Genomic DNA, 25,651 nt, shown 5'->3' with positions numbered 1-25,651 from the left:
GTGGCACACAGCCACCGCCCACCCTCACGTCGTAGAACCACTCACGCCATCCACCGGTCCGGCCGGGCCTCGCGCCGCCCCGTGCGTGACCGGTCGGCCTGGGACTGAAGCAGTTCCGCCGCCTCGGAGGCGTCCCGCAGCCGCGCTGTCACCGTCTTGTTGGCCCCCGTGTCCACATGGACGTCGGCAAGCCCCTTGAAGCGAGCCCAGGGCCCCTGCTCAAGCCGTACGCTCTGCACCTTCGCGTGCGGCACGAGCGCGACGCTGCGGCGCAGCAGGCCGTGGCGGGCCACGAAGACCGTGTCGGTGACGGCGAGTCCATACCCCCGCCACCAGAACGGCACGCACCATCCGGCCCGGCGCGGCGGCCGTGACAGGGCCGGCACGGTCACTCCCGGCAGCACCCGCGCGATCATGGCCTCGGCGACCTCGCGCGGAGCGACCGGCACGAGTACCGAGTTCGAGGACCCGGCCACGTTCAGCTCCACCCGCACCCAGTCGCGCCGCCGCCACAGCAGTGGTTCGACGATCCGTACGGTCTGCACGCGCCCCGGTGGCACCGTCTCGTGCGTACGGTCCAGAAGCCCGTGGTCGATCCGCAGCCCGTCCGGCGATTCACCCACCGTCCAGTCGTACTCGCTGACGAACCGTCCCAGGCTGCTCGCGCCCGCCGCGCCGAGCAGCGGCAGCGCGGTCGCGAGGACCGTCCACACGCTGTGGGTGGCCAGCCAGAGCAGCGACGGTACGACGAGCGCGGCGGCCAGTGTTCCCCAAGTGGCGCCCGTGAGCAGCAGGGAGACGGCGAGCTTGCCCGCCGGTACGTGCAGCAGTTGTCGTACGGGCGCCTCGCCGACCTCGTGCGCGGTCTCGGGGGCGAAACCGGCCGCGCGGGCGAGCAGTTCGGCGCGCAGGGTGCGGGCCTCCTCCTCGCCGAGATAGGCCAGTTCGTCCTTCTTGTCCGTCCCGATGACGTCGAGTTTGAGCTTGGTGACGCCCGCGACGCGTGCCAGCAGCGGCTGGGTGACGTCGACGGCCTGGAGCCGGTCGAGCCGGATGTGCGCGGTGCGCCGGAACAACAGGCCGGTACGGATGCGCAGTTCGGTGTCGGTCACCGCGAAGTGCGTGAACCACCAGGTCAGAAAGCCGTAGAGGGTGCCGCCCAGGACGGCCGCGGCGAACCCGAGGAGGAGTGTGGTGGTGGCGAGTTTGGTGAGCTGCTCCTGTGCCTGGTTGGGGTCGTGCACGGCCCATCCGGCGATCACCGCGATCGGCGCCCACGCGCGTCGCAGGGGCGTCACGGGGTGCAGGCGCCGCTCGGTGAGCGGGATCCCGTCCTCTATGCCCTTGTCGGCGTCCAGAGACGCCGTGGGCGGCGTCGTCACAGCCCTGCCGATCGGGCTTCGCCCAGCTCGGTGAGCCGGTCGCGCAGCCGCTCGGCCTCGGCCGGGTCGAGGCCGGGGATGCGGGCGTCGGTCGCAGCGGCCGCCGTGTGCAGCTGCACGCTCGCGAGCCCGAAGTGCCGCTCGACGGGCCCGGAGGTCACCTCGACCAACTGCATCCGTCCGTACGGCACCACGGTCTCCTCACGCCACAGCACACCCTTGCTGATCAGCAGGTCGTCCACGCGCTCGGCGTACCGCCAGGACTGCCAGTTGCGCCCCAGCATCCGCCAGCCCCACGCCAGCAGGGCCAGTGGCAGCAGGGCGAAGGCGGCCCAGGGCGGCCCGGCGAACAGCCAGAACAGCAGGCCCATCGCGATGGTCAGCAGCCCCAGCCACACCACCATCAGCAGGCGCCGCATCCGCAGCAGCCCGCGGGGCAGCCCGGTCCAGACCGGTTCGGTCGCCGTGTTTCCGGTGGTGTCCATGCTCCCCGTCTCCATATGGCAAGCGTACGTACGAGACACTGTGCCCATGACTCCCACGACGGAGACCATGGTCGGCATCGGCGGCGCCGCGGAGAGCACCGACATGGTGCTCAACATCGGGCCCCAGCACCCGTCCACGCACGGTGTGCTGCGGTTGAAACTCGTCCTTGACGGCGAGCGGATCCGGCGCGCGGAGCCGGTCATCGGCTATATGCACCGCGGCGCCGAGAAGCTCTTCGAGGCGCGCGACTACCGCCAGATCATCATGCTCGCCAACCGCCACGACTGGCTGTCCGCCTTCGCCAACGAACTGGGCGTCGTCCTCGCCGTCGAGCGGATGCTCGGCATGGAGGTCCCCCAGCGCGCAGTGTGGACGCGCACCCTGCTCGCGGAGCTGAACCGTGTCCTGAACCATCTGATGTTCCTGGGTTCGTACCCCCTGGAGCTGGGCGGAATCACGCCGATCTTCTACGCCTTCACGGAGCGCGAGGAGCTCCAGCACGTCATGGAGGAGGTCTCCGGCGGCCGCATGCACTACATGTTCAACCGGGTCGGCGGCCTCAAGGAGGACCTTCCGGCCGGATGGACCACCCGCGCGCGTGCCTCCGTCGCGTCCCTGCGCTCCCGTATGGACCGGTTCGACGACCTGGTACTCGGCAACGAGATCTTCAGGGGGCGTACGCGGGGCGTGGGGGCGCTCACACCGGAGGCCGTGCACGCGTACGGCGTGAGCGGGCCGATCGCGCGCGCCTCCGGGGTCGACTTCGACCTCCGCCGGGATGAGCCGTATCTCGCGTACGGGGAACTCCAGGACACCTTGAAGGTGGTCACGCGCCAGGAGGGCGACTGTCTGGCCCGCTTCGAGTGCCTCCTGGAGCAGACCCACAACGCGCTCGACCTCGCGGACGCCTGCCTCGACCGGCTCGCCGACCTTCCGCCCGGCCCGATCAACCAGCGGCTGCCCAAGGTCCTGAAGGCGCCCGAGGGCCACACGTACGCGTGGACCGAGAACCCCCTCGGCATCAACGGCTACTACCTGGTGAGCAAGGGCGAGAAGACCCCGTACCGGCTGAAGCTGCGCTCGGCCTCGTTCAACAACATCCAGGCGCTCACCGAACTGCTGCCGGGCACGCTCGTCGCGGACATGGTGGCGATCCTGGGGTCACTGTTCTTCGTGGTCGGGGACATCGACAAGTAGGCCGTCGCCGGGCAGATCGCCGACAAGTAGGCCATCACCGGGCCGGTTTGGAATTCCCACCGGCTGGAGCAGCCAGCCGAAGTCACCCAGGCCGCCGGGCGCGGTCAGTTCGGCCGCCTCGCCGGCGCTCGCGAGGGCGCGTACGTACGCGACGGGGTCCGTGGACGCGAGGGCGAGCGCTGGGCGTGCGCCGCTCACGCCCAGCGCGCGCAGCGCGTCCCGCTGGGTCATCACGCGCCCCCCGGGCAGCGCGCACGCGTCGAGCGCCACGTGTGCGGTGATGTCGCACGAGCCGTCCGGGACAGGCACCGTCTCCCGCCCCTCCCGGAAGCCCGTGAGCGTCCCGAACGGCGGCCGCGCGCCGAGAGTGTGCGCGTAGTCGACGGCCACCGCGAGACCGCGTCCGAGGGAGGCGACGGCGGAGGCCCAGGCGACATCCCTGGGGAGCCCGATTTCGGCGCGGGCCTCTTCGACGCGGGCTCCTTCGGAGGGCAGCGGCCACCACTTCCGCAGCCATTCCGCTTCCGCCCCGGCGACCGGATCCGCGAGGCGTTCGGTCCCGTCCCGGCGTACGAGAACCACGCGCGCCACGCCCTCCGAGTCCACCTCGGCGACCTCCACGGGCACGTTGTCCAGCCACTCGTTGGCGAACAGCAGTCCGGTGACGCCCTTCGGGGGCTCGGCGAGCCACTCGATCCGGTGATCAAGACCGGCGGGGCGGTCGGCACGTTCGACGGCGTACCCGCGCGCGCGGGAGGCCACTTCGGCGGGGAGCGCGGCAAGGACGGCAGTCACGAGCTCGCCGCGGCCCGCCGCCATGTCGACGAAGGCGAGCGGAGAGGGGCGGTCCAGCGCCTCGTCGACGTGGCACAGCAGCCGGGCCACGGCACCCGCGAAGAGCGGGGAGGCGTGCACCGAGGTGCGGAAGTGGCCGGCCGGCCCCTCGGGCCTGCGGTAGAAGCCGCGGGGCCCGTACAGCGCCTCCTCCGTCGCCTCGCGCCAACCCCGGAACCCGTCCGTTTCCTCACGTCTCACGGAGTCAGGCTAAGCGGCGGGGACCCCCGGGCCTCCACCTTGGGGAGTACGCCCGGCGGTTGCGGATCGAACCTCCGGTTGACCCCTGCACACTGCACGCGTCCCTACTCTGGGTTACGTGCAGCGCCTCTATGACTTTCTCCGCAGGCACCCGACGTGGGTCGACAGCTTCTGGGCCGTCGTCCTGCTCGGGATCACCGGCGTGAATCTCAGCAGTGTCGCGGGGGCCCGGGAGAACCACCACGGGTCGCCCGAGGTGGCCCTCCCGATCGCCGTCGTCCTGTGCCTGACCGTCGCGCTGCGCCGCCGGATCCCCGAGAAGATGCTGCTCCTGGTCGCCGCGATGGGCGCCGTACAGCTGGCCGTCGACGTCGAGGTGATGGCGGCCGACTTCGCGATGCTGGTGATCATCTACACCGTCGCCGCGGACGGCGCCCGCTGGGCCTCCCGCTTCGCGCTGACCGGCGGTCTGGCCGCGGGAACCATCTCGCAGATCCGCTGGCCCCAGTCGGACACGAGCGCGCTGGGCATCGTCCTGATAGCCGTCTTCCAGACGGTGCCCTTCGCACTCGCCTGGGTGCTCGGCGACTCCATCCGCACCCGCCGCGCCTACCTCGCCCAGCTGGAGGAGCGCGCCGCCCGCCTGGAGAAGGAGCGCGAGGCCCAGTCCAAGGTCGCGGTCGCCGCCGAGCGCGCCCGGATCGCCCGCGAACTGCACGACGTCGTCGCGCACAACGTCTCGGTGATGGTGGTCCAGGCCGACGGCGCCGCGTACGTCATGGACACCGCCCCGGACCAGGCCAGGAAGGCCCTGGAGACCATCTCGGGAACCGGCCGCCAGGCCCTCGCCGAGATGCGGCGGCTGCTCGGTGTACTGCGCACCGGCGAGCACCAGGAATCCGGCGAGTACGTGCCACAGCCCGACGTCGAGCAGCTCGACGACCTCATCGCGCAGTGCCGTACCTCGGGCCTTCCCGTCGACTTCAAGGTCGAGGGCACCCCGCGCCCCCTCCCCAGCGGCGTCGAACTCACGGCGTACCGCATCGTCCAGGAGGCGCTCACCAACACGCGCAAGCACGGCGGCCCGAACACGGGCGCCAGCGTGCGCCTGGTCTACTTCGACGACGGCCTCGGACTGCTCGTCGAGGACGACGGCAAGGGCGCACCCCACGAGCTGTACGAGGAGGGGGGCGCCGACGGCCAGGGACACGGCCTGATCGGTATGCGGGAGCGCGTCGGTATGGTCGGCGGCACCCTGGACGCGGGACCGCGTCCAGGCGGCGGCTTCCGCATCAGCGCCCTGCTCCCGCTGAAGCCCGCGAACTGACACCTGTGGCCGCCGCCTCAGCGCCCCTTTTGAGCTTGACCCTGATTTTTGACTTTGACGGAAACGGAAGAGGCCCCCGATGGCGATCCGCGTAATGCTCGTCGACGACCAGGTGCTGCTGCGCACCGGATTCCGGATGGTGCTTGACGCCCAGCCGGACATGGAGGTCGTGGCCGAGGCGGGCGACGGCGTCGAGGCCCTCCAGGTGCTGCGCGCGACCGAGGTCGACGTGGTGCTGATGGACGTACGCATGCCGAAACTGGACGGCGTCGAGGCGACCCGCCGTATCTGCTCGGACCCCAATCCGCCGAAGGTGCTGATCCTCACCACCTTCGACCTCGACGAGTACGCCTTCTCGGGGCTGAAGGCCGGCGCCTCCGGCTTCATGCTCAAGGACGTGCCGCCCGGCGAACTCCTCACCGCCATCCGCTCGGTGCACAGCGGCGACGCCGTGGTCGCGCCCTCCACCACCCGGCGCCTGCTCGACCGGTTCGCGCCGCTGCTGCCGCACGCCGGCAAGGAGCCCCAGCACAAGGAGCTGGAGCGGCTCACCGGCCGCGAGCGCGAGGTCATGATCCTGGTTGCGCAGGGTCTTTCGAACGGGGAGATCGCGGCGCGCCTCGTGCTCTCCGAGGCGACCGTGAAGACGCACGTGGGGCGCATCCTGACGAAGCTGGGGCTGCGCGACCGGGTGCAGGTGGTCGTCCTCGCGTACGAGACGGGGCTGGTGCGGGCGGGTGGGCAGGGCTGAACAGGCGGGTGGACTCGTTCGAGCGGGCCCGTGACCGGATTGCTTCGTCGTCAGTCCTCGCCTCTTTTTGTCGCGGTTTCGGATGTACCCGACGAGCGCGCAGGAGCCTCAGCTCCTAGAGCACTGCGCGCATGCTCGATACGTGTGAAACCTGGCCGTCGAGCAGCACTCGCACTGGGCCAGGGGCAGGAAGTCGCCCCCCGGTTTCGCTGAGCAGTGCCGCCAACTCACCGAGGCCCGCGGGGAGAACGAGTGGATGCGTACTGGGAACGTCGATGTGCAGCAGCAGGCGCTCAAGGACTTCGCCACGGCCAAGAACGCCTGGTTCACCTCTGGGTTCGGTGAGCCGACCTGGCGCAAGAAGTACCAGCACGAGGGCTTCCGGGTCATCGGTACCGACCGTGTGCCCGCATACCAGCTGGACGGGACGGCGATGGTGAACGCCAAAGGCAGGCAGGTGATGTCCCGCAGCGTGGTGGTGCAGAAGCTCAACCGCCGGTGGGCGCAGGTCAAGGTGCCTGGGTGCGGCTGGGGACGGTTCCGTCTCACCCGGCGTGAGCTTCCGAAGGCGAAGACGTTCCGGGTTACCTTCCGCAACGGGGAGTGGCACATTGCCTTCGCCGTCGTCCCCGAGTCTCTCGGCGCGCCCGGTACGGGCGAGGCCATCGGCATCGACAGGGGCGTCAAGGTCACCGCTGCCCTGTCTGACGGGCGCGCGCTGAACTGCCCGCAGCTCACAGTCAGGGAACGCGCCCAGATCCGCAAGCACCAGCGCCGGGCCGCTCGCGCCCACAAAGGCAGCCCAGAGAGACGGCCGAGTACGCCAAGGCTGCCAAGCTCAAAGCCCGTGAGACGCACCGGCGCAAGGACTGGTGCGAGAAGACATCAACCATGCTCGCCCGGACCTGTGACGTGATCCGGTTCGAGAAGCTGAACATCAAGAACATGACGGCCTCCGCCAAAGGCACCGTCGCTCAGCCAGGCAGGAACGTCCGGCAGAAGGCGGGGCTGAACCGGGCCGTCCTCGCGCAAGGCTGGGGTCTGCTGAGGCAGCGCACCGGGGAGAAGGCCCCCGGTCGGGTCGAGGACGTACCTGCCCCGTACACGTCCCTGCGGTGCAGTGCCTGCGGATGGATTGAGAAGAACTCGCGCAAGAGCCAAGCCGAGTTCGTCTGCGTATCCTGCGGGTTCACGTGTAACGCGGACACCAACGCAGCAGTCAACGTCGCGGCAGGACATGCCGGAGGGGTGACACCGCGCCGGCGGTCGAGTGCCCGTGAACCTCGGCCTCTTTTAAAGAGGGGGAGGATGTCAATAGGGTCTGCGCATGCTCCTGTGGATCAACGGCCCCTTCGGGGGCGGCAAGACACAGACCGCACACGAGATCCAGCGACGGCTGCCGGACAGCGTCGTCTGCGACCCGGAACACGCCGGGTTCGGTCTGCGCCGCATGCTGCCGCCGGAACTGCGCGGCGACTTCCAGGACCTGACGTCCTGGCGGCAGGGCGTGGTCGAGGTGCTCGATCTCGCCCTCGGCAAGCACGACGGCGTGGTCATCGCCCCCATGACGGTCACGGATCCCCGCTATTTCGAGGAGACCGTCGGGCGGCTGCGCGAACTGGGCCACGACGTACGCCACTTCACGCTCCTCGCCGAACGCGAGACCGTACTGAAGCGGCTGCGCGAACGCGGCTTCGGGCACCTCCTCCAGTACGTCGCCGGCAAGGACGCCCCGCCGCGTCGCGAGAGCTGGGCCGTGCGAGAGCTCGACCACTGTCTGGAGCGGCTGCGCGAGCCGGAGTTCGCCGAGCACCTGTGGACCGACCACACGACGGTCGCCAGGACGGCGGACCGGATCGCGGTGCTGGCGGGCCTGACGCTCACGCCGAACAAGGACGGCGTGCTGCGGGGGCGGCTGCGGCGGGCGTGGACGAGCGCGCGGCACATCCGGTTCGACTGAGCCGGAGTCACTGAGGGTGCGATGGCGCCCCAGAGGGCGCGGGGAACTGGGTGACCAGCCACGACGAACCCGCAGACGACGCCCCTCAATTCCAGCGGAGCGCTCAGCGCACGATGCCCTCCAGGAAGTCGCTCCCCAGCCGGGCCACGACAGTGACGTCCAGCTGGTGCAGCACATACCGGCCCCGGCGCCGCGTGGTGATCAGGCCCGCCTTCTTGAGCACGCGCCGGTGGGTGAGCCGGCGGTCAGCGGGGCAGCCGCTCCACGAAGTCGCGTACGGCCGCCTTGACGTCCTGCGCCGTCCACTCCAGGCCGGGCGCCGCCACCGTGACCTCGGTGTACGCCAGCCCCGGGCCGCCCCGCGCCCAGCGCTGCGCGAAGAGGCCGGTCTTCGTCTCCTCGGTCTGCCGCAGCCCCGCGTCGCCGAGGACGTCGGGGTCGTACGGCAGCCAGATCTGGAACTGGTGGGTGTGCGGTTCCTCGGGGTGGACGCGTACCCAGGGGACGCCGGCCTCCGTGAACCCCTCGCGCAGGGCGGCGGCGATCACGCGCGCGTGGGCCACGTATTCCGGCAGCCGGGGCAACTCCCGATCCAGACCGATGAGCGCCGCCAGGACGGTCGGGAACTGCTGGAGGATCATGCCGCCGTACCGGTGCCGCCAGGTCTTCGCCTCGTCGATCAGCGTCTTCGGGCCCGCGATCGCCGCCCCGCCGAGTCCGTCGAGCGACTTGTAGAACGACACGTAGACGCTGTCCGCGAGGCCCGCGATCTCGTCCAGGGGGCGGCCGAAGTGGGTGGTGCACTCCCACAGCCGGGCCCCGTCGAAGTGCACCACCGCGTCACGTTCCCGTGCGGCCCCGACGGTTTCGGAAAGCTCCTCCCAGGACGGCAGCACGAAACCGGCCTCCCTGAGCGGCAGTTCGAGCATCAGGGCCCCGAAGGGCTCCGCGAGCTCCTGTATCTCCTCGGCGGTCGGCAGCCGGGGCGCGTACGTCACATGCACCGGGCGCAGGCCGCTGACCTGGCTGAACGCATGCCGCTCATGCATCTCCGGGTGGCTCAGCTCATGCAGCGCGACGGCCGGGTTCCCGGTGCGGCCGGCCCAGCAGCGCAGGGCGATCTGCTGGGCCATGGTGCCGGTGGGGAAGAAGGCGGCGGCCTCCTTGCCGAGCAGGCCCGCGACCCGCTCCTCCAGGGTCTCCACCAGCCGGTCGCCGTACATGTCGACCGGCTGGTCGAGGTCGTACACGCCCTCGGCTCCGCCGTTCAGCCAGGCCAGCCGGTCGCGGACCGTGTCCTGGTAGCTGGGGCGCCACAGCACCCGCCGGGCGGCCCGCCAGGCGGCGGCACGGCGCTCCCGCTTCTGCTCGTCCGTCTCGCCCGTCTCGTCCGTCTCGTCCGTCTCGTCCGTCTCGTCCGTCTCGTCCAAGGGTTGGTCCACCGGTTCTGCCGCCGTATCACTCGCCGTATCGCTCATCCCCGGATGATGCCGCGCGCGAGGCCGCTGCGGCACCTCGATTTCCGTACCCCCGCGACCTGCGGAAAACCCACAGCCTGTGGACAACGAAAACGCCCCTCGAAGCAATCGCGTTAACATGACGAGAAATCGTCCGGTACATCGTCCGGTACCCCGAGCGGACTGGAACGGGAAGGCCGTCGTCGAGTGAGCACATTCCAACAGCCAGATCCCAGGGACCGCCCCGCGCGGCTCACCGTCGGCGTCGTCGGTGCCGGCCGGGTGGGCCCCACCCTGGCCGCCGCCCTCCAACTCGCCGGGCACCGCCCGGTGGCCGTCTCCGGAGTCTCCGACGCCTCCGTACGGCGGGCCGCGCAGCTGCTGCCCGACGTGCCGCTGGTGACCCCGGCGCAGGTCATGGCGCGGGCGGATCTGGTGCTGCTGACCGTCCCCGACGACGCCCTGCCGGGGCTGGTGGAAGGGCTTGCGGATACCGGCGCCGTGCGGCCGGGGCAGCTGCTCGTGCACACCTCGGGGCGGTACGGCGCGCGCGTGCTCGACCCGGCGCTCAGGGCGGGCGCCCTGCCGCTCGCCCTGCACCCGGCGATGACGTTCACCGGCAGCCCGGTGGACGTACAGCGGCTCGTCGGATGCTCCTTCGGGGTCACCGCACCCCAGGAGCTGCGGCTGGCCGCCGAGGCCCTGGTGATCGAGATGGGCGGCGAGCCCGAGTGGATCGCCGAGGAGAGCCGGCCGCTCTACCACGCGGCCCTCGCACTCGGCGCCAACCACCTGGTGACCCTGGTCGCCGAGTCCATGGAGCTGTTGCGCGCCGCGGGCGTGGAAGCCCCCGACCGGATGCTGGGCCCGCTCCTCGGCGCCGCCCTGGACAACGCTCTCCGGTCGGGCGACGCGGCCCTCACCGGTCCCGTCGCGCGCGGCGACGCGGGCACGGTCGCCGCGCACGTCGCGGAGCTGCGCAAGCACGCCCCAGGGACCGTCCCGGGCTATCTGGCGATGGCCCGCGCGACCGCCGACCGTGCGCTCGCCCACGGGCTGCTCAAGCCGGAACTCGCCGAGGACCTGCTGGGGGTACTCGCCGACGGCGCGTCCCTGCCGGACGACGGGAGCGACCGATGAGCCGCCGGTGGGGACTGCTGCGCGACATCGAGGACCTGGAGGACGCGCGTGCACACCTCGCCCTTCCGGGACACACTGCCGTCGTCATGACCATGGGGGCCCTCCATGAGGGCCACGCCACGCTGATCCGGGCAGCCCGCAAGCACGTGGGCAGCAAGGGCTTCGTGGTCGTCACGGTCTTCGTGAACCCCCTTCAGTTCGGCAAGGGCGAGGACCTCGACCGCTACCCGCGCACCCTCGACGCCGACCTCAAGATCGCCGAAGAGGCGGGCGCGGACGCCGTGTTCGCCCCCTCCGTGGACGAGGTCTACCCGGGCGGCGAGCCCCAGGTCCGCGTCAGCGCGGGCCCGATGGGCGAGCTCCTCGAAGGAGCCACCCGCCCCGGGCACTTCGACGGCGTACTCACCGTCGTCGCCAAGCTGCTGCACCTCACCCGGCCCGACATGGCCCTCTTCGGGCAGAAGGACGCCCAGCAGCTCGCCCTGATCCGGCGCATGGCGCGCGACCTGAACTTCGGCGTGGACATCGTCGGCGTACCCACCGTCCGCGAAGAGGACGGGCTCGCCCTCTCCAGCCGCAACCGCTACCTGTCCCCCCAGGAGCGGCGCACCGCGCTCGCCCTCTCGCAGGCACTGTTCGCCGGCCGCGACCGGCACGCCGCGCAGGAGGCCCTGCGCGCGCGTGCCCGTGAAGTGCCCGCCACGCGCGCGCGTGCCGAGGCCCTCAGCGCGATCGGCGAGTCCCGCGCGGCGGCCGACGCGCACGCCGTCGCGAAGGCGGTCCCCGGTGTTCCCTCCGGTGTCCGCGGGGCGACCCGCCTGGTCCTCGACGAGGCGGCCCGTATGCAGCCGCCCCTGGTCCTGGACTACCTGGCCCTGGTCGACCCGGCCGACTTCACCGAGATCGACGAGGACTTCACCGGCGAGGCGGTCCTCGCCGTCGCCGCCCGGGTCGGCACGACCCGCCTGATCGACAACATCCCCCTCACCTTCGGAGCCGCCTCGTGACCGGCAAAGGCACAGGTACGGGTACCGGTAAGAGCACTGGTACCGGCATACGACTGCACGCGCCCGCCCCCGGCTGGGCCCTCACCGCCGACGTCGTGGTCGTCGGCTCCGGCGTCGCGGGCCTCACCACCGCCCTCCGCTGCGAGGCCGCGGGCCTGCGGACCGTCGTCGTCACCAAGGCCCGCCTGGACGACGGCTCCACGCGCTGGGCGCAGGGCGGCATCGCCGCGGCCCTCGGCGAGGGCGACACCCCCGAGCAGCACCTCGACGACACCCTGGTGGCAGGCGTCGGCCTGTGCGACGAGGAAGCCGTACGCATCCTCGTCACCGAGGGCCCCGACGCCGTACGCCGCCTCATCGAGACCGGCGCCCACTTCGACGAGTCCGCCGAGGGCGCCCTGGAACTGACCCGCGAGGGCGGCCACCACCGCCGCCGGATCGCGCATGCCGGCGGCGACGCGACCGGCGCCGAGATCTCCCGGGCGCTCGTCGAGGCGGTACGCGCGCGTGGTTTGCGGACGGTCGAGAACGCGCTCGTCCTGGACCTCCTCACGGACGCCGACGGCCGCACCGCGGGCGTGACCCTGCACGTCATGGGAGAGGGCCAGCACGACGGCGTGGGAGCCGTGCACGCCCCCGCCGTGGTACTCGCGACCGGCGGCATGGGCCAGGTCTTCTCCGCCACGACCAACCCGTCGGTGTCGACGGGCGACGGCGTGGCGCTGGCCCTGCGCGCGGGCGCCGAGGTCTCCGACCTCGAATTCGTCCAGTTCCACCCGACCGTGCTCTTCCTGGGCGCGGACGCCGAGGGGCAGCAACCACTCGTCTCCGAGGCGGTACGCGGCGAGGGCGCCCACCTGGTCGACGCGGACGGCGTGCGCTTCATGGTGGGCCAGCACGAGCTGGCCGAGCTGGCGCCCCGGGACATCGTCGCCAAGGGCATCATGCGCCGCATGCAGGAGCAGGGCGCCGAGCACATGTTCCTCGACGCCCGGCACTTCGGCGCCGACATGTGGGAGCACCGCTTCCCGACGATCCTGGCCGCCTGCCGCGCCCACGGCATCGACCCGGTGACCGAGCCCGTCCCGGTCGCCCCGGCCGCCCACTACGCCTCCGGAGGCGTCCGCACGGACGCCCTGGGCCGCACCACGGTGCCGGGCCTGTACGCGTGCGGTGAGGTCGCCTGCACCGGCGTGCACGGCGCCAACCGGCTCGCCTCCAACTCCCTCCTGGAGGGCCTGGTCTACGCCGAGCGCATCGCGGCGGACATCGCGACCCGCCACGAGGAGAACCGCCTCCACGCGCGCGTGCCCGAACCGGTCCCGCACCCCGACAAGCCCGCGCACCCGCTGCTCGCCCCCGAGGCCCGGTTCGCGATCCAGCGGATCATGACGGACGGCGCCGGTGTGCTGCGCTCGGCCGCCTCGCTCGCCGCCGCCGCCGACCGCCTCCAGCGGCTGCACGCCGACGCCCGCGACGCCCTCGACGAGAACGGCAAGACCGCCGAGCCCGGCGTCGACACCTGGGAGGCCACCAACCTCCTGAGCGTGGCCCGGGTCCTGGTCACCGCCGCCCACCTCCGCGAGGAGACCCGCGGCTGCCACTGGCGCGAGGACCACGCCGACCGGGACGACACGGACTGGCGCCGCCACATCGTCGTACGGCTGAATCCCGACCGGACGCTCGCGGTACACACCACAGACACCGCAGACTTCCCCCCGACCCGGCAGAACCGCCAGGACCGTCAGTCCCGTCCCCAGGAGCAGTGACCGAAGTGAGCACCCCCGACCTTCCCCTCGTCCAGAGCGGCGGCTGCGGCGACGGCTGCGGCTGTGGCGCCGGCGCGGACGAGACGTACCTGGAGTGCGGCCTCGACCCCGCGCTCGCGCAGCTACTCGCCGAGGCGGGACTCGACCCCCTGGAGGTCGAGGACATCGCGAACGTGGCCATCCAGGAGGACCTCGACCACGGCGTGGACGTGACGACCGTCGCGACCATCCCCGAGGACGCCGTGTCCAGCGCCGACTTCGTCGCCCGCGACGCGGGTGTCGTCGCGGGGCTGCGGGTGGCCGAGGCGGTCGTCTCCGTGGTCTGTACGGACGAGTTCGCGGTCGAGCGGCACGTCGAGGACGGCGACCGGGTGGAGGCAGGCCAGAAGCTCCTGACCGTCACCACGCTCACCCGCGACCTTCTGACGGCCGAGCGCAGCGCGCTGAACCTCCTGTGCCGCCTCTCCGGCATCGCGACCGCCACGCGCGCGTGGGCGGACGCTCTGGAGGGCACCAGGACCCGGGTGCGCGACACCCGCAAGACGACGCCGGGCCTGCGCTCCCTGGAGAAGTTCGCGGTGCGCTGCGGCGGCGGCGTCAACCACCGCATGTCCCTCTCGGACGCGGCGCTGGTCAAGGACAACCACGTGGTCGCCGCGGGCGGCGTGGCCCAGGCCTTCAAGGCCGTACGCGAGGCCTTCCCGGACGTGCCGATCGAGGTCGAGGTCGACACCCTGCAGCAGCTGCGCGAGGTCCTGGACGAGGGCGCCGACCTGATCCTTCTGGACAACTTCACGCCCGGCGAGTGCGAGGAGGCCGTCGCCCTCGTCGACGGCCGCGCACTCCTGGAGGCCTCGGGCCGCCTCACCCTCGGCAACGCCGAGGCGTACGCCGGGACCGGCGTCGACTTCCTGTCGGTGGGCGCGCTCACGCACTCCTCGCCGATCCTGGACATCGGCCTCGACCTGCGCGAGGCGACGACGGACGAGGCGGCGTAGGACCCATGCTGCTCACGATCGACGTCGGCAACACGCACACCGTCCTCGGCCTCTTCGACGGGGAGGAGATCGTCGAGCACTGGCGCATCTCCACGGATGCCCGCCGCACCGCCGACGAGCTCGCCGTGCTCCTCCAGGGACTGATGGGCATGCACCCGCTGCTGGGCGAGGAACTCGGCGACGGCATCGACGGCATCGCCATCTGCTCCACGGTTCCGTCCGTGCTGCACGAGCTGCGCGAGGTGACACGCCGCTACTACGGCGACGTGCCCGCCGTGCTGGTCGAACCCGGCATCAAGACCGGCGTGCCGATCCTGATGGACAACCCCAAGGAGGTCGGCGCCGACCGCATCATCAACGCGGTGGCGGCGGTCGAGCTCTACGGGGGGCCGGCGATCGTCGTGGACTTCGGTACGGCGACCACGTTCGACGCCGTGTCCGCGCGTGGCGAGTACGCGGGCGGGGTGATCGCTCCGGGCATCGAGATCTCCGTCGAGGCCCTCGGTGTCAAGGGCGCGCAGCTTCGCAAGATCGAGATCGCCCGGCCGCGGACGGTGATCGGCAAGAACACGGTCGAGGCCATGCAGTCCGGCATCATCTACGGGTTCGCCGGCCAGGTCGACGGCGTCGTCAACCGGATGGCCCGTGAGCTCGCCGACGATCCCGACGATGTCACCGTCATCGCCACGGGCGGTCTGGCGCCGATGGTTCTCGGCGAGGCGTCGGTCATCGACGAGCACGAGCCGTGGCTGACGCTGATCGGGCTGCGGCTGGTGTACGAGCGGAACGTGTCCCGGACGTAGTACCGGCGGCTGAGCCGCTGCCGGGTTTTTCGCCCCCTCCGCCCCCTCCGCCCCTGCCCGTCCCTTGCCCTGGGGGCTGCCGCCCCCAGACCCCCGCTGTCGGCCTGAACGGCCTCGTCCTCAAACGCCGGAGGGGCTGAGAACGCCGCCTGCGTGGGTGGGTGGGTGGGTGGGGGATCGGACGGCGTCGCCTCGCGGTCAAACGTGGGCGGGCTGAAAGGTCTCTGGGTCGGACGGGCTGAGAACGCCGCCCCCGGGGGGATAGGGATGGCGTCGCCTCGCGGACTGCCTCGTCGACGGACTCGGCGAGGTGAAGGCAGTCCTGGAGGTCCTCGGACGCCGGGTGGGGCTGGAAGATCTCCGGCCGGGGGTGAAGAAATACGTCCCCCGTGGGTGGGCGGGGATCGGGATGGCGTCGCCTCGTTCTCGGGCGTCGGGCGGGCTGGGGATTTCCCGGAAGGAGGCGCGCCGTGCTCACGCCTTATGCGCGTTTTGTCTGATTAGCGCGTATCGTCGGCGCATGCCCACGCCATACGGATCCCGCGGCGGCATGGCGTTCGGTGCGGAGGAGCTGCGTGTGCTCCGTCGCGCTCTCGCCCTCGCCCTCCACCCCAGCCCCGTCTCGGCCGAGGACCTCCAGGACTGCCTTCGCCTTGCCGAGTCCGTCGACGAGGCGGCCCGCGAGGGCGCCAGGCTCCGGGCCTTCCTGGTGGCCGACCTGGCCCGCTACCGTGGCGCGCTGCCCGGCACCGCGGCCGGCTACCTGCTGCTCCTGGAAGAGGTGCTCGGCAACGGCTACCGCCCGAACCCGGACGACCTCGCCGCGCTCCGAGCCCTGCGGGGCAATCCCTCCGCCGCGACTCTCCTGCACCGCTGCCGGGTGCTGGCCGAGCAGGACGTACGCGCCCGCCCGGCCGGCCGCACCGTCCCGTCGTCCCGCACCCGCCTCCTCGCCCTCCCCGGCGGTCTGGCCTCCGACCAGGGCGCCAAGAAGCCCGTGGAGAAGCCGGCCGGACAGCCGCAGTCACGGCCCCCGGCCAAGACCCCGCGCCCGGAGCGCCCCATCCCCACCCCGGGCGAGGTCTTCCCTCCGAAGCGCAAGCCCGCACAGCCACCGGCGAACCCGCCTCAACAGCTCGCGGCGGGCTAGCTACTCTGGAGGCATGGACTATGTCTCCGCGCTCGTGCCCCCGGTAGTGATGGCCGTGTTCTTCATCGGGCTGATCGTGACGATCGTGAAGAGCCAGGGCGGGGCCAACAAGGCCAAGGAGGACGCGTTCGTCGACGCCGCCCTCGCGCGCGCGGAGAGCGTCCGACAGGACTCACGGGGCACCGAGGACTGAGCATCCGGCCCTCATCGGGACACTCATCGGCGTACGACTCATACGTTTTTCGAGTCGTACGCCCTTTTTGTTGCTGATCTCCCACTATTGTTCTGAGCTGTGCCTCGCCCATTGGGAGAACTCGAAGACGCGGTCATGACGCGGGTGTGGAAGTGGAACCGCCCGGTGACCGTTCGAGAAGTCCTGGAAGACCTTCAGCAGGAACGGTCCATCGCCTACACCACGGTGATGACCGTTTTGGACAATCTCCATCAGAAGGGCTGGGTGCGCCGGGAAGCCGAAGGCCGTGCCTATCGATATGAGGCGGTCTCCACACGTGCCGCCTACGCGGCCGCGCTCATGAACGAGGCCTGGTCACAGAGTGACAACCAGGCCGCCGCTCTCGTCGCGTTCTTCGGCATGATGAGCGAGGAACAGGGACATGCGCTCCGCGACGCCGTACGTATGGTCCAAGGGCCGCAAACGTCCGAGGCGGAGAACCCGCCCCGTGAGAACCCCGGCTCCGACCGCGACGACAGCGGGCGATAGCGTCCGCTCATGCCAGCAGAGCATCCCCCGGAGCTTCCGGCGAAGCTTCCGTCAGAGCGTCCCGAAGCCAGTGCAAATGCCATCACCGTCCGGCGGGCCAGGACCAGCGATGTCGCTGCCGTGCGCCGACTCCTTGACGCGAACGTCCGACAGCGCATCCTGCTCGACAAAGCGACGGTGACGCTTTACGAGGACATCCAGGAGTTCTGGGTCGCGGAACGGGGCGCCGGTTCACGTTCCGAGGTCGTCGGCTGCGGTGCGCTGCACGTGATGTGGGAAGACCTCGCGGAAGTCCGCACTCTCGCCGTGAACCCCGCGGTCAAGGGCGTCGGTGTCGGTCATCAGTTGCTGGAGAAGTTGCTGCAGACTGCACGCTGGCTCGGCGTTCGGCGCGTTTTCTGTCTGACCTTCGAAGTCGACTTCTTCGCGAAGCACGGCTTCGTGGAGATCGGTGAGACACCCGTTGACACCGATGTCTACGCCGAGCTACTGCGTTCCTATGATGAGGGCGTGGCGGAGTTCCTCGGTCTCGAACGAGTGAAACCGAACACCTTGGGCAACAGTCGGATGCTTCTGCATCTGTGATCGCCCACCATTATTCCGGTTGAACGGCCTGCCCAGGTTCCCTATGTCCGAAACGCGCACGTTTTCGGTCCGTCAGTGCACAGTAGGTCTCCTCCAGGGGTTTGTGTTTTTCCAGCAAAAGCGGTTTGCTTTCCGACGTACTGCAGTACTGCATATAACAGGGGCCGTGAAACAGCGACAGACGCTGAGTCCCGCGGCCCTGAAGTTATCGATGAAAGGAAATCCGGTGGCACAGAAGGTTCAGGTCCTTCTTGTCGACGACCTCGACGGTGGCGAGGCGGACGAGACCGTGACGTTCGCGTTGGACGGCAAGACGTACGAAATCGATCTCACGACTGCCAATGCGGACAAGCTCCGTGGCCTTCTCGACGCCTACGTGAAGGGTGGCCGCCGTACCGGGGGTCGCGCTTCGGGTGCACGTGGAAAGGCCCGCGTCGCTTCCGGTGGCAGCCAGGACACCGCTCAGATCCGCGCGTGGGCGAAGGAGAACGGCTTCGAGGTCAATGACCGCGGCCGAGTTCCCGCGACCATTCGTGAGGCCTACGAGAAGGCCAACGGCTGAGCGCACGCGCGCCGCAGCCGTACCCGGTGGCATTGCGTCGCCATCGTGTCGACGAGTCGTACGAGATCGGGGGCGCCCCCACCGCCCCCCACGGCCGAAAGTGCCGGCAGTGCCGACATCGTCGGCAGCGAGGACTCGACCTCGCACCCAGGCTCGGGGGGCCGCAGCCAGACAGCGGCCCCCTGTGGACTGGTCAGTGGTGAACCGGCGGCCCCTGGTGAGCCCGCCCCCTGTGAAGAACCCAGGCTCGAAGGCGGTGGAACCCGTGGCATCCTCGGTAGCCGTGCGGTCCCCGGCATTCCCGGTGGCCACGGAGCCTCGATGCTCCCGCCCGCGCCGATCGCCCTGAGGTCCAGCGTGAGGGCGCCCCACTCCAGCCAGTCGAGCAGCCCCGGCAGCTCGTCCGCGCTCCCCGCGGCGACCAGGAACCGCATCCGCCCGCCCCGCGTCCGGTGCCCCGTGTGAAGCGCCACCGGAGATCCCGTGCCCGGGTCCAGGTGCCGCAGCGCCACGTATCCCGCCTCCGCCGGCACGTCCAGCACGTCGAAGCGCAGGCCGGTGGCAAGGCGTACCGGGGCCCCGGGCACTGTCGCCCAGCCCAGTTCGTTCTCGTACCACTGCCGCACCGGATCGCTCGGATCGAGCGGCCTACGGGGGTGGGGAACGGTGGGAATCATGCCAAGAGCAACAGCCGGAAAGGCTCCGGAGTTACGCTGGGTGTCCTGGAGAACGCGCAGAGTGCGGGAAATGGGGGCGGGTGGGGGTGATCGACGGCGCATGGGTGTTCGCCCGTAGCGGAGGGAACCGGCGCGCGCGGCATGGAGTGTCAGTGCGTGCGGGTAAGACATCCCTAGTGGGAGGGTCGACACGCATGGCTCGGGCATCTCACGTTCGCCATCGGCGTACAGCGGGAGAGGGTATCTGCCTGGCCTGCGGGAACATCGTCTCGCACCATCAGGTTGGAGCAGATGTCGGCGTTCGGGGTCAGGAGGCCAAGGACGGTGTCGGCAGTTGGAATGAGCGGTCCCTGCTTGCGGGACTAAGCTGCGGAAGGACAGGGAGGGGAGCGTCCCCTTACTGCCTGACCGCTCTGAGGAGCGATTAACGATGTTCGAGAGGTTCACCGACCGCGCGCGGCGGGTTGTCGTCCTGGCTCAGGAAGAAGCCCGGATGCTCAACCACAACTACATCGGCACCGAGCACATCCTCCTGGGCCTGATCCATGAGGGTGAGGGTGTCGCCGCTAAGGCCCTGGAGAGCCTCGGGATTTCGCTCGAGGCGGTCCGCCAGCAGGTGGAGGAGATCATCGGGCAGGGTCAGCAGGCCCCGTCCGGGCACATTCCCTTCACCCCCCGTGCCAAGAAGGTCCTGGAGCTTTCGCTCCGCGAGGCTCTTCAGCTGGGCCACAACTACATCGGCACGGAGCACATCCTGCTCGGCCTGATCCGTGAGGGCGAGGGCGTCGCCGCCCAGGTCCTGGTCAAGCTGGGTGCAGACCTCAACCGGGTGCGGCAGCAGGTCATCCAGCTGCTCTCCGGCTACCAGGGCAAGGAGACCGCCGGCGCCAGTGGCGGCCCCGCCGAGGGCACCCCCTCGACGTCCCTGGTCCTCGACCAGTTCGGCCGGAACCTCACCCAGGCCGCTCGTGAGTCCAAGCTCGACCCGGTCATCGGACGCGAGAAGGAGATCGAGCGGGTCATGCAGGTGCTGTCCCGTCGTACGAAGAACAACCCGGTCCTGATCGGTGAGCCCGGCGTCGGCAAGACCGCCGTCGTCGAGGGTCTCGCCCAGGCCATCGTCAAGGGCGAGGTGCCCGAGACCCTCAAGGACAAGCACCTCTACACCCTGGACCTCGGCGCACTGGTCGCCGGCTCCCGCTACCGCGGTGACTTCGAGGAGCGCCTCAAGAAGGTGCTCAAGGAGATCCGCACCCGCGGCGACATCATCCTGTTCATCGACGAGCTGCACACGCTGGTCGGTGCGGGTGCCGCCGAGGGCGCCATCGACGCGGCTTCGATCCTGAAGCCGATGCTGGCCCGTGGCGAGCTGCAGACCATCGGTGCGACGACTCTGGACGAGTACCGCAAGCACCTCGAGAAGGACGCGGCCCTTGAGCGCCGCTTCCAGCCGATCCAGGTGGCGGAGCCTTCCCTCCCCCACACGATCGAGATCCTCAAGGGCCTGCGGGACCGCTACGAGGCCCACCACCGCGTCTCCATCACGGACGAGGCTCTGGTGCAGGCCGCGACGCTGGCGGACCGCTACATCTCGGACCGCTTCCTGCCCGACAAGGCGATCGACCTGATCGACGAGGCCGGCTCCCGGATGCGTATCCGCCGGATGACCGCTCCGCCGGACCTCCGCGAGTTCGACGAGAAGATCGCGGGCGTCCGTCGCGACAAGGAGTCCGCGATCGACTCGCAGGACTTCGAGAAGGCCGCCTCCCTCCGCGACAAGGAGAAGCAGCTCCTGGCCGCCAAGGCCAAGCGGGAGAAGGAGTGGAAGGCCGGCGACATGGACGTCGTCGCCGAGGTCGACGGCGAGCTGATCGCCGAGGTGCTGGCCACGGCCACGGGTATCCCGGTCTTCAAGCTCACCGAGGAGGAGTCCTCCCGGCTGCTGCGCATGGAGGACGAGCTCCACAAGCGGGTCATCGGCCAGAAGGACGCCATCAAGGCGCTCTCGCAGGCGATCCGTCGTACGCGAGCGGGCCTCAAGGACCCGAAGCGCCCCGGTGGTTCGTTCATCTTCGCCGGCCCCTCGGGTGTCGGTAAGACCGAGCTGTCCAAGACCCTCGCGGAGTTCCTCTTCGGCGACGAGGACGCACTGATCTCCCTCGACATGTCGGAGTTCAGCGAGAAGCACACGGTGTCGCGTCTCTTCGGTTCGCCCCCCGGTTACGTGGGCTACGAAGAGGGTGGTCAGCTGACGGAGAAGGTGCGCCGGAAGCCGTTCTCGGTGGTTCTCTTCGACGAGGTCGAAAAGGCCCACCCGGACATCTTCAACTCGCTTCTCCAGATCCTGGAGGACGGTCGCCTGACCGACTCCCAGGGCCGGGTCGTCGACTTCAAGAACACGGTCATCATCATGACGACCAACCTCGGCACCCGGGACATCTCCAAGGGCTTCAACCTCGGCTTCGCGGCCGTGGGTGACGTCAAGTCCAACTACGACCGGATGAAGGCCAAGGTCAACGAGGAGCTGAAGCAGCACTTCCGCCCCGAGTTCCTGAACCGTGTCGACGACACGGTGGTCTTCCACCAGCTCACCGAGGAAGACATCATCCAGATCGTCGACCTCATGATCGCCAAGGTGGACGAGCGGCTGAAGGACCGGGACATGGGCCTCGAGCTCAGCCCGACCGCCAAGTCACTCCTCGCCAAGAAGGGTTACGACCCCGTCATGGGCGCCCGGCCGCTGCGCCGGACGATCCAGCGCGAGATCGAGGACCTGCTCTCCGAGAAGATCCTCTTCGGCGAGCTGCGCCCCGGCCAGATCGTGGTCGTCGACACGGAGGGCGAGGGTGACGCGAAGAAGTTCACCTTCCGCGGGGAGGAGAAGTCCGCGCTCCCCGACGTCCCGCCGATCGAGCAGGCCGCGGGTGGGGCCGGTCCCAACCTGAGCAAGGAGGCGTAGGCGCCACGGCGCCCGCCTGAACGGAGGGGCTGCCCCGGGACTTCGGTCCTGGGGCGGCCCCTTTTCCCTGCCTACGACAGGTGCGCGGGACGGGGGCCGAGCGTAGGCCCCGTCACATTTCCGCAGCCCCGGACTCTGCTACCCGGTGACATGACGCACAGGCGATTTGTCCGTTACTAGGGTGAATAGTGGAGAGGTGGATGTGGACAAAACGGACCCTTGGTCTGAGGATTCGGTAGGGCGTCCGGCATCTCGGGCGGGAGCGGGCATGTGTGGCCATTCCCGTGCGGTGCGACTGCTCGAAGTGGGGTTAAACCCATCTTCCAGGAAAAAATCAGGATGATTCACGACTGGATGGGGCGTCTGTCAAGGAAGCGTAAGTTTCAGGGTCAAGTACGACCTTTCATCGTAGATCGCGTGTTTGGGGGTCTGCGGGGGCGCGGGTTACCAAGGGGTGGTCCCTCCGGCGGGTGTCCCTGCGCCGGGTGGGCCTTCTGTCCCCGTCTCCGTGAGGTCCCCATGTCGAAGCGCGTCACGTCCCGTCACTCCCGTACGTCCCTGATCCGCACGCGGGCGGCCGTCCTGGCCGTCGGCCTCGGCGCCTCGGTCGTGCTGGGCGCCGGGGTCGCGGCCGCCGCGAGCAGCAGCGGGACCGTCACCGCCGCGCGCGTCACACAGGCGAAGGCCGTGAGCGTCACGCAGGCGAAGGCCGCGACGAAAGCCAGCAAGGCCGCCTGGGTCGACCCGGTGAAGAAGTACACCCTGTCCGCCAGTTTTGCCCAGGCCGGGACCATGTGGTCGTCCACCCACTCCGGGCAGGACTTCGCCGTGGCCACCGGGACCCAGGTCGTCGCCGCGCACGGCGGTACCGTCGTCAAGGCCGGTCCGAACGGCGCCGGTGACGGATCCGCGTACGGCAATGCCATCGTCATCAAGCACGGCAACGGCACGTACTCGCAGTACGCCCACCTGTCGAGGATCAACGTGAAGGTCGGCCAGGTCGTCACCACCGGTCAGCGCATCGCGCTGTCGGGCAACACCGGCAACTCCAGCGGGCCCCACCTGCACTTCGAGATCCGTACGACCGCCAACTACGGGTCCGCCGTCGACCCCGTCGCCTTCCTGCGCTCCAAGGGCGTGACCGTCTGACGAACGGCGCTCAGGAAGCGGTAGCGCCTCCGTGTGCCTGCGTCACCAGATCGATCGCGACCTCCAGGACGGCCTTGCGCTTGTCCTCGGGGTCGCCTTCGACGTCTCTGAGGACGAACATCCCGGCGTGCATCGTGAAGAGCGCGCTGACGCAGCGGACCTGGTCGGTCAGCGGCGACTCGGGCTCCCTGATGATGTCGAGCATGCTGTGCATGCGGTCCTTGAAGGTCTCGCCGATGCTCAGCTCTCGTACGGTCGCCTGGTTCTCCTGCATGAAGCGGAAGAGCGGGGCCGCGCCGGTGAGGGCCTCGCTGTACTGGCGCAGGACCTCTTTCTTGGTGTCCAAGGTGTGCGGCTGCTGCCTGCCCCACTCGATCAGCTCGTCGAGCGGTCGCGTCAGGTCCTGGAAGAGGCTGATGAGGATCTCTTCCTTGGTCTTGAAGTGGTAGTAGAGCGCGGCCTTCGTGACGTCGAGGTGCTCGGCGATCTCGCGCAGCGAGGTCTTCTCGTAGCCCTGCTCGGAGAAGAGTTCGAGGGCCACGTCCTGGATGCGCTGGCGGGTGTCCCCGCGGCGCTGTCGCTTGGTGCCGTCCATGGTGCCGCCCATTCTCGTGGTCCTCGCGCTCCCCTGGAAACTTACCTGTCGCCCGGCTGGTAAAGCCCGGCAAAACTTACTTGACGCCCGGCTAGTTGCCGGTCTAATTTCCCTAGTGTAGTCAACTTGCCGGTCGGCAAGTAAGTAGCCGGGGACGGCAGCTGTACCTAGGGGAGTGGGAACGATGGCGGACAACACCGGAGTGGTGGCAGAGCCCGAGAAACAGCCACGCAGCGTGCGCGTGGTCCTGTTCGCGCTGATGGTCGCGATGATGCTGGCGATGCTCGACAACATGATCGTGGGCACCGCGATGCCGACGATCGTGGGCGAGCTGGGAGGACTTGAACATCTGTCGTGGGTGGTGACGGCGTACACCCTCGCGACCGCGGCCTCCACCCCCATCTGGGGCAAGATCGGCGACATGTACGGGCGCAAGGGCGCCTTCATGACCTCGATCGTGATCTTCCTGATCGGGTCGGCGCTGAGCGGTATGGCGCAGGACATGGAGCAGTTGATCGGGTTCCGTGCGATTCAGGGGCTCGGCGCCGGTGGTCTGATGGTCGGCGTCATGGCGATCATCGGGGACCTTATCCCGCCGCGTGAGCGGGGCAAGTACCAGGGCATGATGGCCGGCGTGATGGCGCTCGCCATGATCGCCGGACCGCTCGTCGGCGGCACCATCACCGACCACTGGGGCTGGCGCTGGTCCTTCTACATCAACCTGCCGCTCGGCGTCGTGGCGCTCCTCGCGGTCAGTGCCGTGCTGCACCTGCCGAAGAAGCGGGTGGAGGGGCGGATCGACTATCTGGGCGCCGGGCTGCTCACCGTGGGCATCACGTCCATCGTGCTCGTCACCACCTGGGGCGGCAGCGAGTACGCCTGGGGCTCGGCCCGGATCATGGAGCTCATCGCCATCGGTGTCGTCGCCCTCGTCGGGTTCGTCTTCGTGCAGACCAAGGCCGTGGCGCCGGTCGTACCGCTGCACATCTTCCGCAGCCGCAACTTCACCCTCATGTCGATCATCGCCTTCATCACCGGTTTTGTGATGTTCGGTGCGACGCTCTTCCTTCCGCTGTACCAGCAGTCGGTGCAGGGCGCGTCCGCGACCAACTCCGGACTGCTGCTCCTGCCGATGCTCGGTGCGATGCTCGTCACCTCGATGGTGGCCGGGCGGGTCACCACCAACACCGGCCGGTACAAGGTCTTTCCGCTCGCCGGCGGTGCGCTCATGACGGTCGGGCTGTTCCTGCTCTCGCAGATGGACACCGAGACTTCCCGGCTGACGTCCGGGGTGTACATGGCCGTGGTCGGCGCCGGTATGGGCTGCCTGATGCAGATCACCATGCTGGTCGCGCAGAACAGCGTCGAGATGAAGGACATGGGGGTCGCGTCCTCGACGAGCACCCTCGCCCGTACGCTCGGCTCCTCCTTCGGTGTCGCGATCATGGGTGCGCTGTTCAACCAGCGGGTGAATGACGTGATGGACGAGCGGGCCGGGGCGCTCGGGTCCCAGGTGACCGCGCAGTCCGCGCAGCTCGACGCGGCGAGCCTGGCGAAGCTGCCGCCGCCGGTACGGGAGGCGTATCAGTACGCGGTGTCCTCCGGGACGCACTCCGCGTTCCTGCTGGGGGCGGTGGTGGCTGTGGTCGCGCTGGTGGCCGCCCTGTTCGTGAAGGAGGTCCCGCTGAAGGGGGCGGGGGCGGCGAAGCCGGCCGAGGAGGATGCGGCTGGGGACGCCGCCGGGGCGAAGCTGACGGTTGCAGAGGCCGTCTGAGTCGCGTCCACTCCACCTTGGTCCGAAGACCCCCGGCGTTGTCCGCCCCGGGGGTCTTCGTTTGTGCGTGTGCGTGTGCGTGTACGTGTACGAGGGCTGGGGGCGGGTTGGATTCGCCCCCTCCGCCCCTTCCCGTCCCGTTTCTGGGGGCTGCCGCCCCCAGGCCC

At 69.8% G+C, this 25,651-nt stretch carries 24 protein-coding genes and 2 pseudogenes; 19 read left to right on the top strand and 7 right to left on the bottom strand.

Translation table 11 applies throughout. From position 1 onward, the window contains the following. Positions 1 to 41 precede the first annotated feature (41 nt). Positions 42 to 1,382 (bottom strand): PH domain-containing protein, encoded by a 1,341-nt coding sequence (locus tag ACFWP7_RS40160; protein WP_384392720.1) that lies wholly within the window; start codon positions 1,380 to 1,382, stop codon positions 42 to 44. Then, a complete protein-coding gene (locus tag ACFWP7_RS40155; RefSeq protein WP_384392717.1) occupies positions 1,379 to 1,882 on the bottom strand; it encodes a PH domain-containing protein in 504 nt (167 codons plus the stop codon). Before ACFWP7_RS40155 ends, ACFWP7_RS40160 begins: the two co-directional genes overlap by 4 nt. Positions 1,883 to 1,913: 31 nt before the next feature. On the opposite strand from ACFWP7_RS40155, the gene ACFWP7_RS40150 reads away from it, so the two are divergent. Then, positions 1,914 to 3,065 carry an NADH-quinone oxidoreductase subunit D gene (locus ACFWP7_RS40150; protein ID WP_384392715.1) on the top strand — a complete coding sequence of 384 codons (1,152 nt, stop codon included), beginning with the start codon at positions 1,914 to 1,916 and terminating at the stop codon, positions 3,063 to 3,065. Here the strand turns inward: ACFWP7_RS40150 and ACFWP7_RS40145 are convergent. After that, positions 3,030 to 4,100, bottom strand: a complete 1,071-nt coding sequence (locus ACFWP7_RS40145) for an SAM-dependent methyltransferase (protein ID WP_384392712.1) — start codon at positions 4,098 to 4,100, stop codon at positions 3,030 to 3,032. The genes ACFWP7_RS40150 and ACFWP7_RS40145 overlap by 36 nt on opposite strands. A 118-nt stretch (positions 4,101 to 4,218) precedes the next feature. On the opposite strand from ACFWP7_RS40145, the gene ACFWP7_RS40140 reads away from it, so the two are divergent. From ACFWP7_RS40140 to ACFWP7_RS40120, 5 genes and pseudogenes are all read left to right on the top strand, one after another. Further along, positions 4,219 to 5,427, top strand: a complete 1,209-nt coding sequence (locus ACFWP7_RS40140; protein ID WP_384392709.1) for a sensor histidine kinase — start codon at positions 4,219 to 4,221, stop codon at positions 5,425 to 5,427. Between the two features lie 79 nt (positions 5,428 to 5,506). Further along, a complete protein-coding gene (locus tag ACFWP7_RS40135) occupies positions 5,507 to 6,178 on the top strand; it encodes a response regulator transcription factor (protein WP_365429598.1) in 672 nt (223 codons plus the stop codon). 256 nt (positions 6,179 to 6,434) lie between these two features. Continuing rightward, positions 6,435 to 7,094, top strand: coding sequence for an RNA-guided endonuclease TnpB family protein (locus ACFWP7_RS40130; protein ID WP_384392706.1), 660 nt, complete (start codon positions 6,435 to 6,437; stop codon positions 7,092 to 7,094). Continuing rightward, positions 7,070 to 7,348 (top strand): annotated as a pseudogene (locus tag ACFWP7_RS40125) (RNA-guided endonuclease TnpB family protein); the annotation flags it as partial. The gene ACFWP7_RS40130 and the pseudogene ACFWP7_RS40125, both read left to right, overlap by 25 nt. Positions 7,349 to 7,505: 157 nt before the next feature. After that, positions 7,506 to 8,138: an AAA family ATPase gene (locus ACFWP7_RS40120; protein ID WP_384392703.1), complete on the top strand. Its 633-nt coding sequence runs from the start codon at positions 7,506 to 7,508 to the stop codon at positions 8,136 to 8,138. 103 nt (positions 8,139 to 8,241) lie between these two features. Here ACFWP7_RS40120 and ACFWP7_RS40115 read toward each other — a convergent pair. Further along, positions 8,242 to 8,436, bottom strand: a pseudogene (locus ACFWP7_RS40115) (winged helix-turn-helix domain-containing protein); the annotation flags it as partial. Then, positions 8,384 to 9,616 (bottom strand): threonine aldolase family protein, encoded by a 1,233-nt coding sequence (locus ACFWP7_RS40110; RefSeq protein ID WP_384392700.1) that lies wholly within the window; start codon positions 9,614 to 9,616, stop codon positions 8,384 to 8,386. The pseudogene ACFWP7_RS40115 and the gene ACFWP7_RS40110, both read right to left, overlap by 53 nt. Before the next feature lie 186 nt (positions 9,617 to 9,802). Between ACFWP7_RS40110 and ACFWP7_RS40105 the strand changes: the two genes are divergently transcribed. The 10 genes from ACFWP7_RS40105 (at position 9,803) to ACFWP7_RS40060 (ending at position 18,330) form a co-directional block, all read left to right on the top strand. Further along, positions 9,803 to 10,735, top strand: coding sequence for a Rossmann-like and DUF2520 domain-containing protein (locus tag ACFWP7_RS40105; RefSeq protein ID WP_384392697.1), 933 nt, complete (start codon positions 9,803 to 9,805; stop codon positions 10,733 to 10,735). Further along, the gene (panC, locus tag ACFWP7_RS40100; RefSeq protein ID WP_384392694.1) at positions 10,732 to 11,742 is read left to right on the top strand and encodes a pantoate--beta-alanine ligase; all 1,011 of its coding nucleotides are present in this window, start codon (positions 10,732 to 10,734) and stop codon (positions 11,740 to 11,742) included. The genes ACFWP7_RS40105 and panC overlap by 4 nt, the downstream gene beginning before the upstream one ends. Beyond that, positions 11,739 to 13,511, top strand: a complete 1,773-nt coding sequence (locus tag ACFWP7_RS40095) for an L-aspartate oxidase (protein ID WP_384392691.1) — start codon at positions 11,739 to 11,741, stop codon at positions 13,509 to 13,511. Before panC ends, ACFWP7_RS40095 begins: the two co-directional genes overlap by 4 nt. 5 nt (positions 13,512 to 13,516) lie before the next feature. After that, positions 13,517 to 14,509, top strand: coding sequence for a carboxylating nicotinate-nucleotide diphosphorylase (nadC, locus tag ACFWP7_RS40090; protein WP_384392688.1), 993 nt, complete (start codon positions 13,517 to 13,519; stop codon positions 14,507 to 14,509). Between the two features lie 5 nt (positions 14,510 to 14,514). Continuing rightward, entirely contained in the window at positions 14,515 to 15,312 is a 798-nt protein-coding gene (locus ACFWP7_RS40085) for a type III pantothenate kinase (RefSeq protein WP_266456992.1), read from the top strand. Between the two features lie 550 nt (positions 15,313 to 15,862). After that, on the top strand, positions 15,863 to 16,462 hold the full coding sequence (locus ACFWP7_RS40080) for a hypothetical protein (RefSeq protein ID WP_384392727.1): 600 nt from the start codon (positions 15,863 to 15,865) through the stop codon (positions 16,460 to 16,462). Positions 16,463 to 16,475: 13 nt separating this feature from the next. Then, the gene (locus ACFWP7_RS40075; protein WP_384392685.1) at positions 16,476 to 16,655 is read left to right on the top strand and encodes a hypothetical protein; all 180 of its coding nucleotides are present in this window, start codon (positions 16,476 to 16,478) and stop codon (positions 16,653 to 16,655) included. A gap of 135 nt (positions 16,656 to 16,790) precedes the next feature. Then, positions 16,791 to 17,183 (top strand): BlaI/MecI/CopY family transcriptional regulator, encoded by a 393-nt coding sequence (locus ACFWP7_RS40070; RefSeq protein ID WP_384392724.1) that lies wholly within the window; start codon positions 16,791 to 16,793, stop codon positions 17,181 to 17,183. A gap of 9 nt (positions 17,184 to 17,192) precedes the next feature. Further along, positions 17,193 to 17,768, top strand: coding sequence for an amino-acid N-acetyltransferase (locus tag ACFWP7_RS40065; RefSeq protein WP_384392682.1), 576 nt, complete (start codon positions 17,193 to 17,195; stop codon positions 17,766 to 17,768). Between the two features lie 226 nt (positions 17,769 to 17,994). After that, positions 17,995 to 18,330, top strand: a complete 336-nt coding sequence (locus ACFWP7_RS40060) for an Lsr2 family protein (protein ID WP_326721505.1) — start codon at positions 17,995 to 17,997, stop codon at positions 18,328 to 18,330. Here ACFWP7_RS40060 and ACFWP7_RS40055 read toward each other — a convergent pair. Beyond that, positions 18,309 to 19,007: an SCO3374 family protein gene (locus tag ACFWP7_RS40055; protein WP_384392679.1), complete on the bottom strand. Its 699-nt coding sequence runs from the start codon at positions 19,005 to 19,007 to the stop codon at positions 18,309 to 18,311. The genes ACFWP7_RS40060 and ACFWP7_RS40055 overlap by 22 nt on opposite strands. Positions 19,008 to 19,437: 430 nt before the next feature. On the opposite strand from ACFWP7_RS40055, the gene ACFWP7_RS40050 reads away from it, so the two are divergent. Both ACFWP7_RS40050 and ACFWP7_RS40045 read left to right on the top strand, forming a co-directional pair. After that, positions 19,438 to 21,966 (top strand): ATP-dependent Clp protease ATP-binding subunit, encoded by a 2,529-nt coding sequence (locus ACFWP7_RS40050; protein ID WP_384392676.1) that lies wholly within the window; start codon positions 19,438 to 19,440, stop codon positions 21,964 to 21,966. Positions 21,967 to 22,485: 519 nt separating this feature from the next. Next, positions 22,486 to 23,115 (top strand): M23 family metallopeptidase, encoded by a 630-nt coding sequence (locus tag ACFWP7_RS40045; protein WP_384392673.1) that lies wholly within the window; start codon positions 22,486 to 22,488, stop codon positions 23,113 to 23,115. Between the two features lie 10 nt (positions 23,116 to 23,125). Here ACFWP7_RS40045 and ACFWP7_RS40040 read toward each other — a convergent pair whose 3' ends face one another. Further along, the gene (locus ACFWP7_RS40040) at positions 23,126 to 23,722 is read right to left on the bottom strand and encodes a TetR/AcrR family transcriptional regulator (RefSeq protein ID WP_384392670.1); all 597 of its coding nucleotides are present in this window, start codon (positions 23,720 to 23,722) and stop codon (positions 23,126 to 23,128) included. Between the two features lie 172 nt (positions 23,723 to 23,894). Here ACFWP7_RS40040 and ACFWP7_RS40035 point away from each other — a divergent pair, with 172 nt between their 5' ends. Continuing rightward, positions 23,895 to 25,484 carry an MDR family MFS transporter gene (locus tag ACFWP7_RS40035; protein WP_384392668.1) on the top strand — a complete coding sequence of 530 codons (1,590 nt, stop codon included), beginning with the start codon at positions 23,895 to 23,897 and terminating at the stop codon, positions 25,482 to 25,484. Positions 25,485 to 25,651: the final 167 nt, after the last annotated feature.

This window comes from Streptomyces sp. NPDC058470 (assembly GCF_042721055.1).
Lineage (GTDB): Bacteria > Actinomycetota > Actinomycetes > Streptomycetales > Streptomycetaceae > Streptomyces.
The sequence above is the reverse complement of the archived record's forward strand: the minus strand, read 5'-3'. Positions and strand labels throughout refer to the sequence as shown.

Excerpts from the sequence above, each read along its gene's own strand:
- ACFWP7_RS40155 (WP_384392717.1), bottom strand. The coding sequence starts at position 1,882 with ATGGAGACGGGGAGCATGGACACCACCGGAAACACGGCGACCGAACCG.
- ACFWP7_RS40150 (WP_384392715.1), top strand. The coding sequence starts at position 1,914 with ATGACTCCCACGACGGAGACCATGGTCGGCATCGGCGGCGCCGCGGAG.
- ACFWP7_RS40135 (WP_365429598.1), top strand. The coding sequence starts at position 5,507 with ATGGCGATCCGCGTAATGCTCGTCGACGACCAGGTGCTGCTGCGCACC.
- ACFWP7_RS40130 (WP_384392706.1), top strand. The coding sequence starts at position 6,435 with ATGCGTACTGGGAACGTCGATGTGCAGCAGCAGGCGCTCAAGGACTTC.
- ACFWP7_RS40120 (WP_384392703.1), top strand. The coding sequence starts at position 7,506 with ATGCTCCTGTGGATCAACGGCCCCTTCGGGGGCGGCAAGACACAGACC.
- ACFWP7_RS40110 (WP_384392700.1), bottom strand. The coding sequence starts at position 9,616 with ATGAGCGATACGGCGAGTGATACGGCGGCAGAACCGGTGGACCAACCC.
- panC (WP_384392694.1), top strand. The coding sequence starts at position 10,732 with ATGAGCCGCCGGTGGGGACTGCTGCGCGACATCGAGGACCTGGAGGAC.
- ACFWP7_RS40085 (WP_266456992.1), top strand. The coding sequence starts at position 14,515 with ATGCTGCTCACGATCGACGTCGGCAACACGCACACCGTCCTCGGCCTC.
- ACFWP7_RS40080 (WP_384392727.1), top strand. The coding sequence starts at position 15,863 with ATGGCGTTCGGTGCGGAGGAGCTGCGTGTGCTCCGTCGCGCTCTCGCC.
- ACFWP7_RS40075 (WP_384392685.1), top strand. The coding sequence starts at position 16,476 with ATGGACTATGTCTCCGCGCTCGTGCCCCCGGTAGTGATGGCCGTGTTC.
- ACFWP7_RS40070 (WP_384392724.1), top strand. The coding sequence starts at position 16,791 with ATGACGCGGGTGTGGAAGTGGAACCGCCCGGTGACCGTTCGAGAAGTC.
- ACFWP7_RS40065 (WP_384392682.1), top strand. The coding sequence starts at position 17,193 with ATGCCAGCAGAGCATCCCCCGGAGCTTCCGGCGAAGCTTCCGTCAGAG.
- ACFWP7_RS40055 (WP_384392679.1), bottom strand. The coding sequence starts at position 19,007 with ATGATTCCCACCGTTCCCCACCCCCGTAGGCCGCTCGATCCGAGCGAT.
- ACFWP7_RS40050 (WP_384392676.1), top strand. The coding sequence starts at position 19,438 with ATGTTCGAGAGGTTCACCGACCGCGCGCGGCGGGTTGTCGTCCTGGCT.
- ACFWP7_RS40045 (WP_384392673.1), top strand. The coding sequence starts at position 22,486 with ATGTCGAAGCGCGTCACGTCCCGTCACTCCCGTACGTCCCTGATCCGC.
- ACFWP7_RS40040 (WP_384392670.1), bottom strand. The coding sequence starts at position 23,722 with ATGGGCGGCACCATGGACGGCACCAAGCGACAGCGCCGCGGGGACACC.
- ACFWP7_RS40035 (WP_384392668.1), top strand. The coding sequence starts at position 23,895 with ATGGCGGACAACACCGGAGTGGTGGCAGAGCCCGAGAAACAGCCACGC.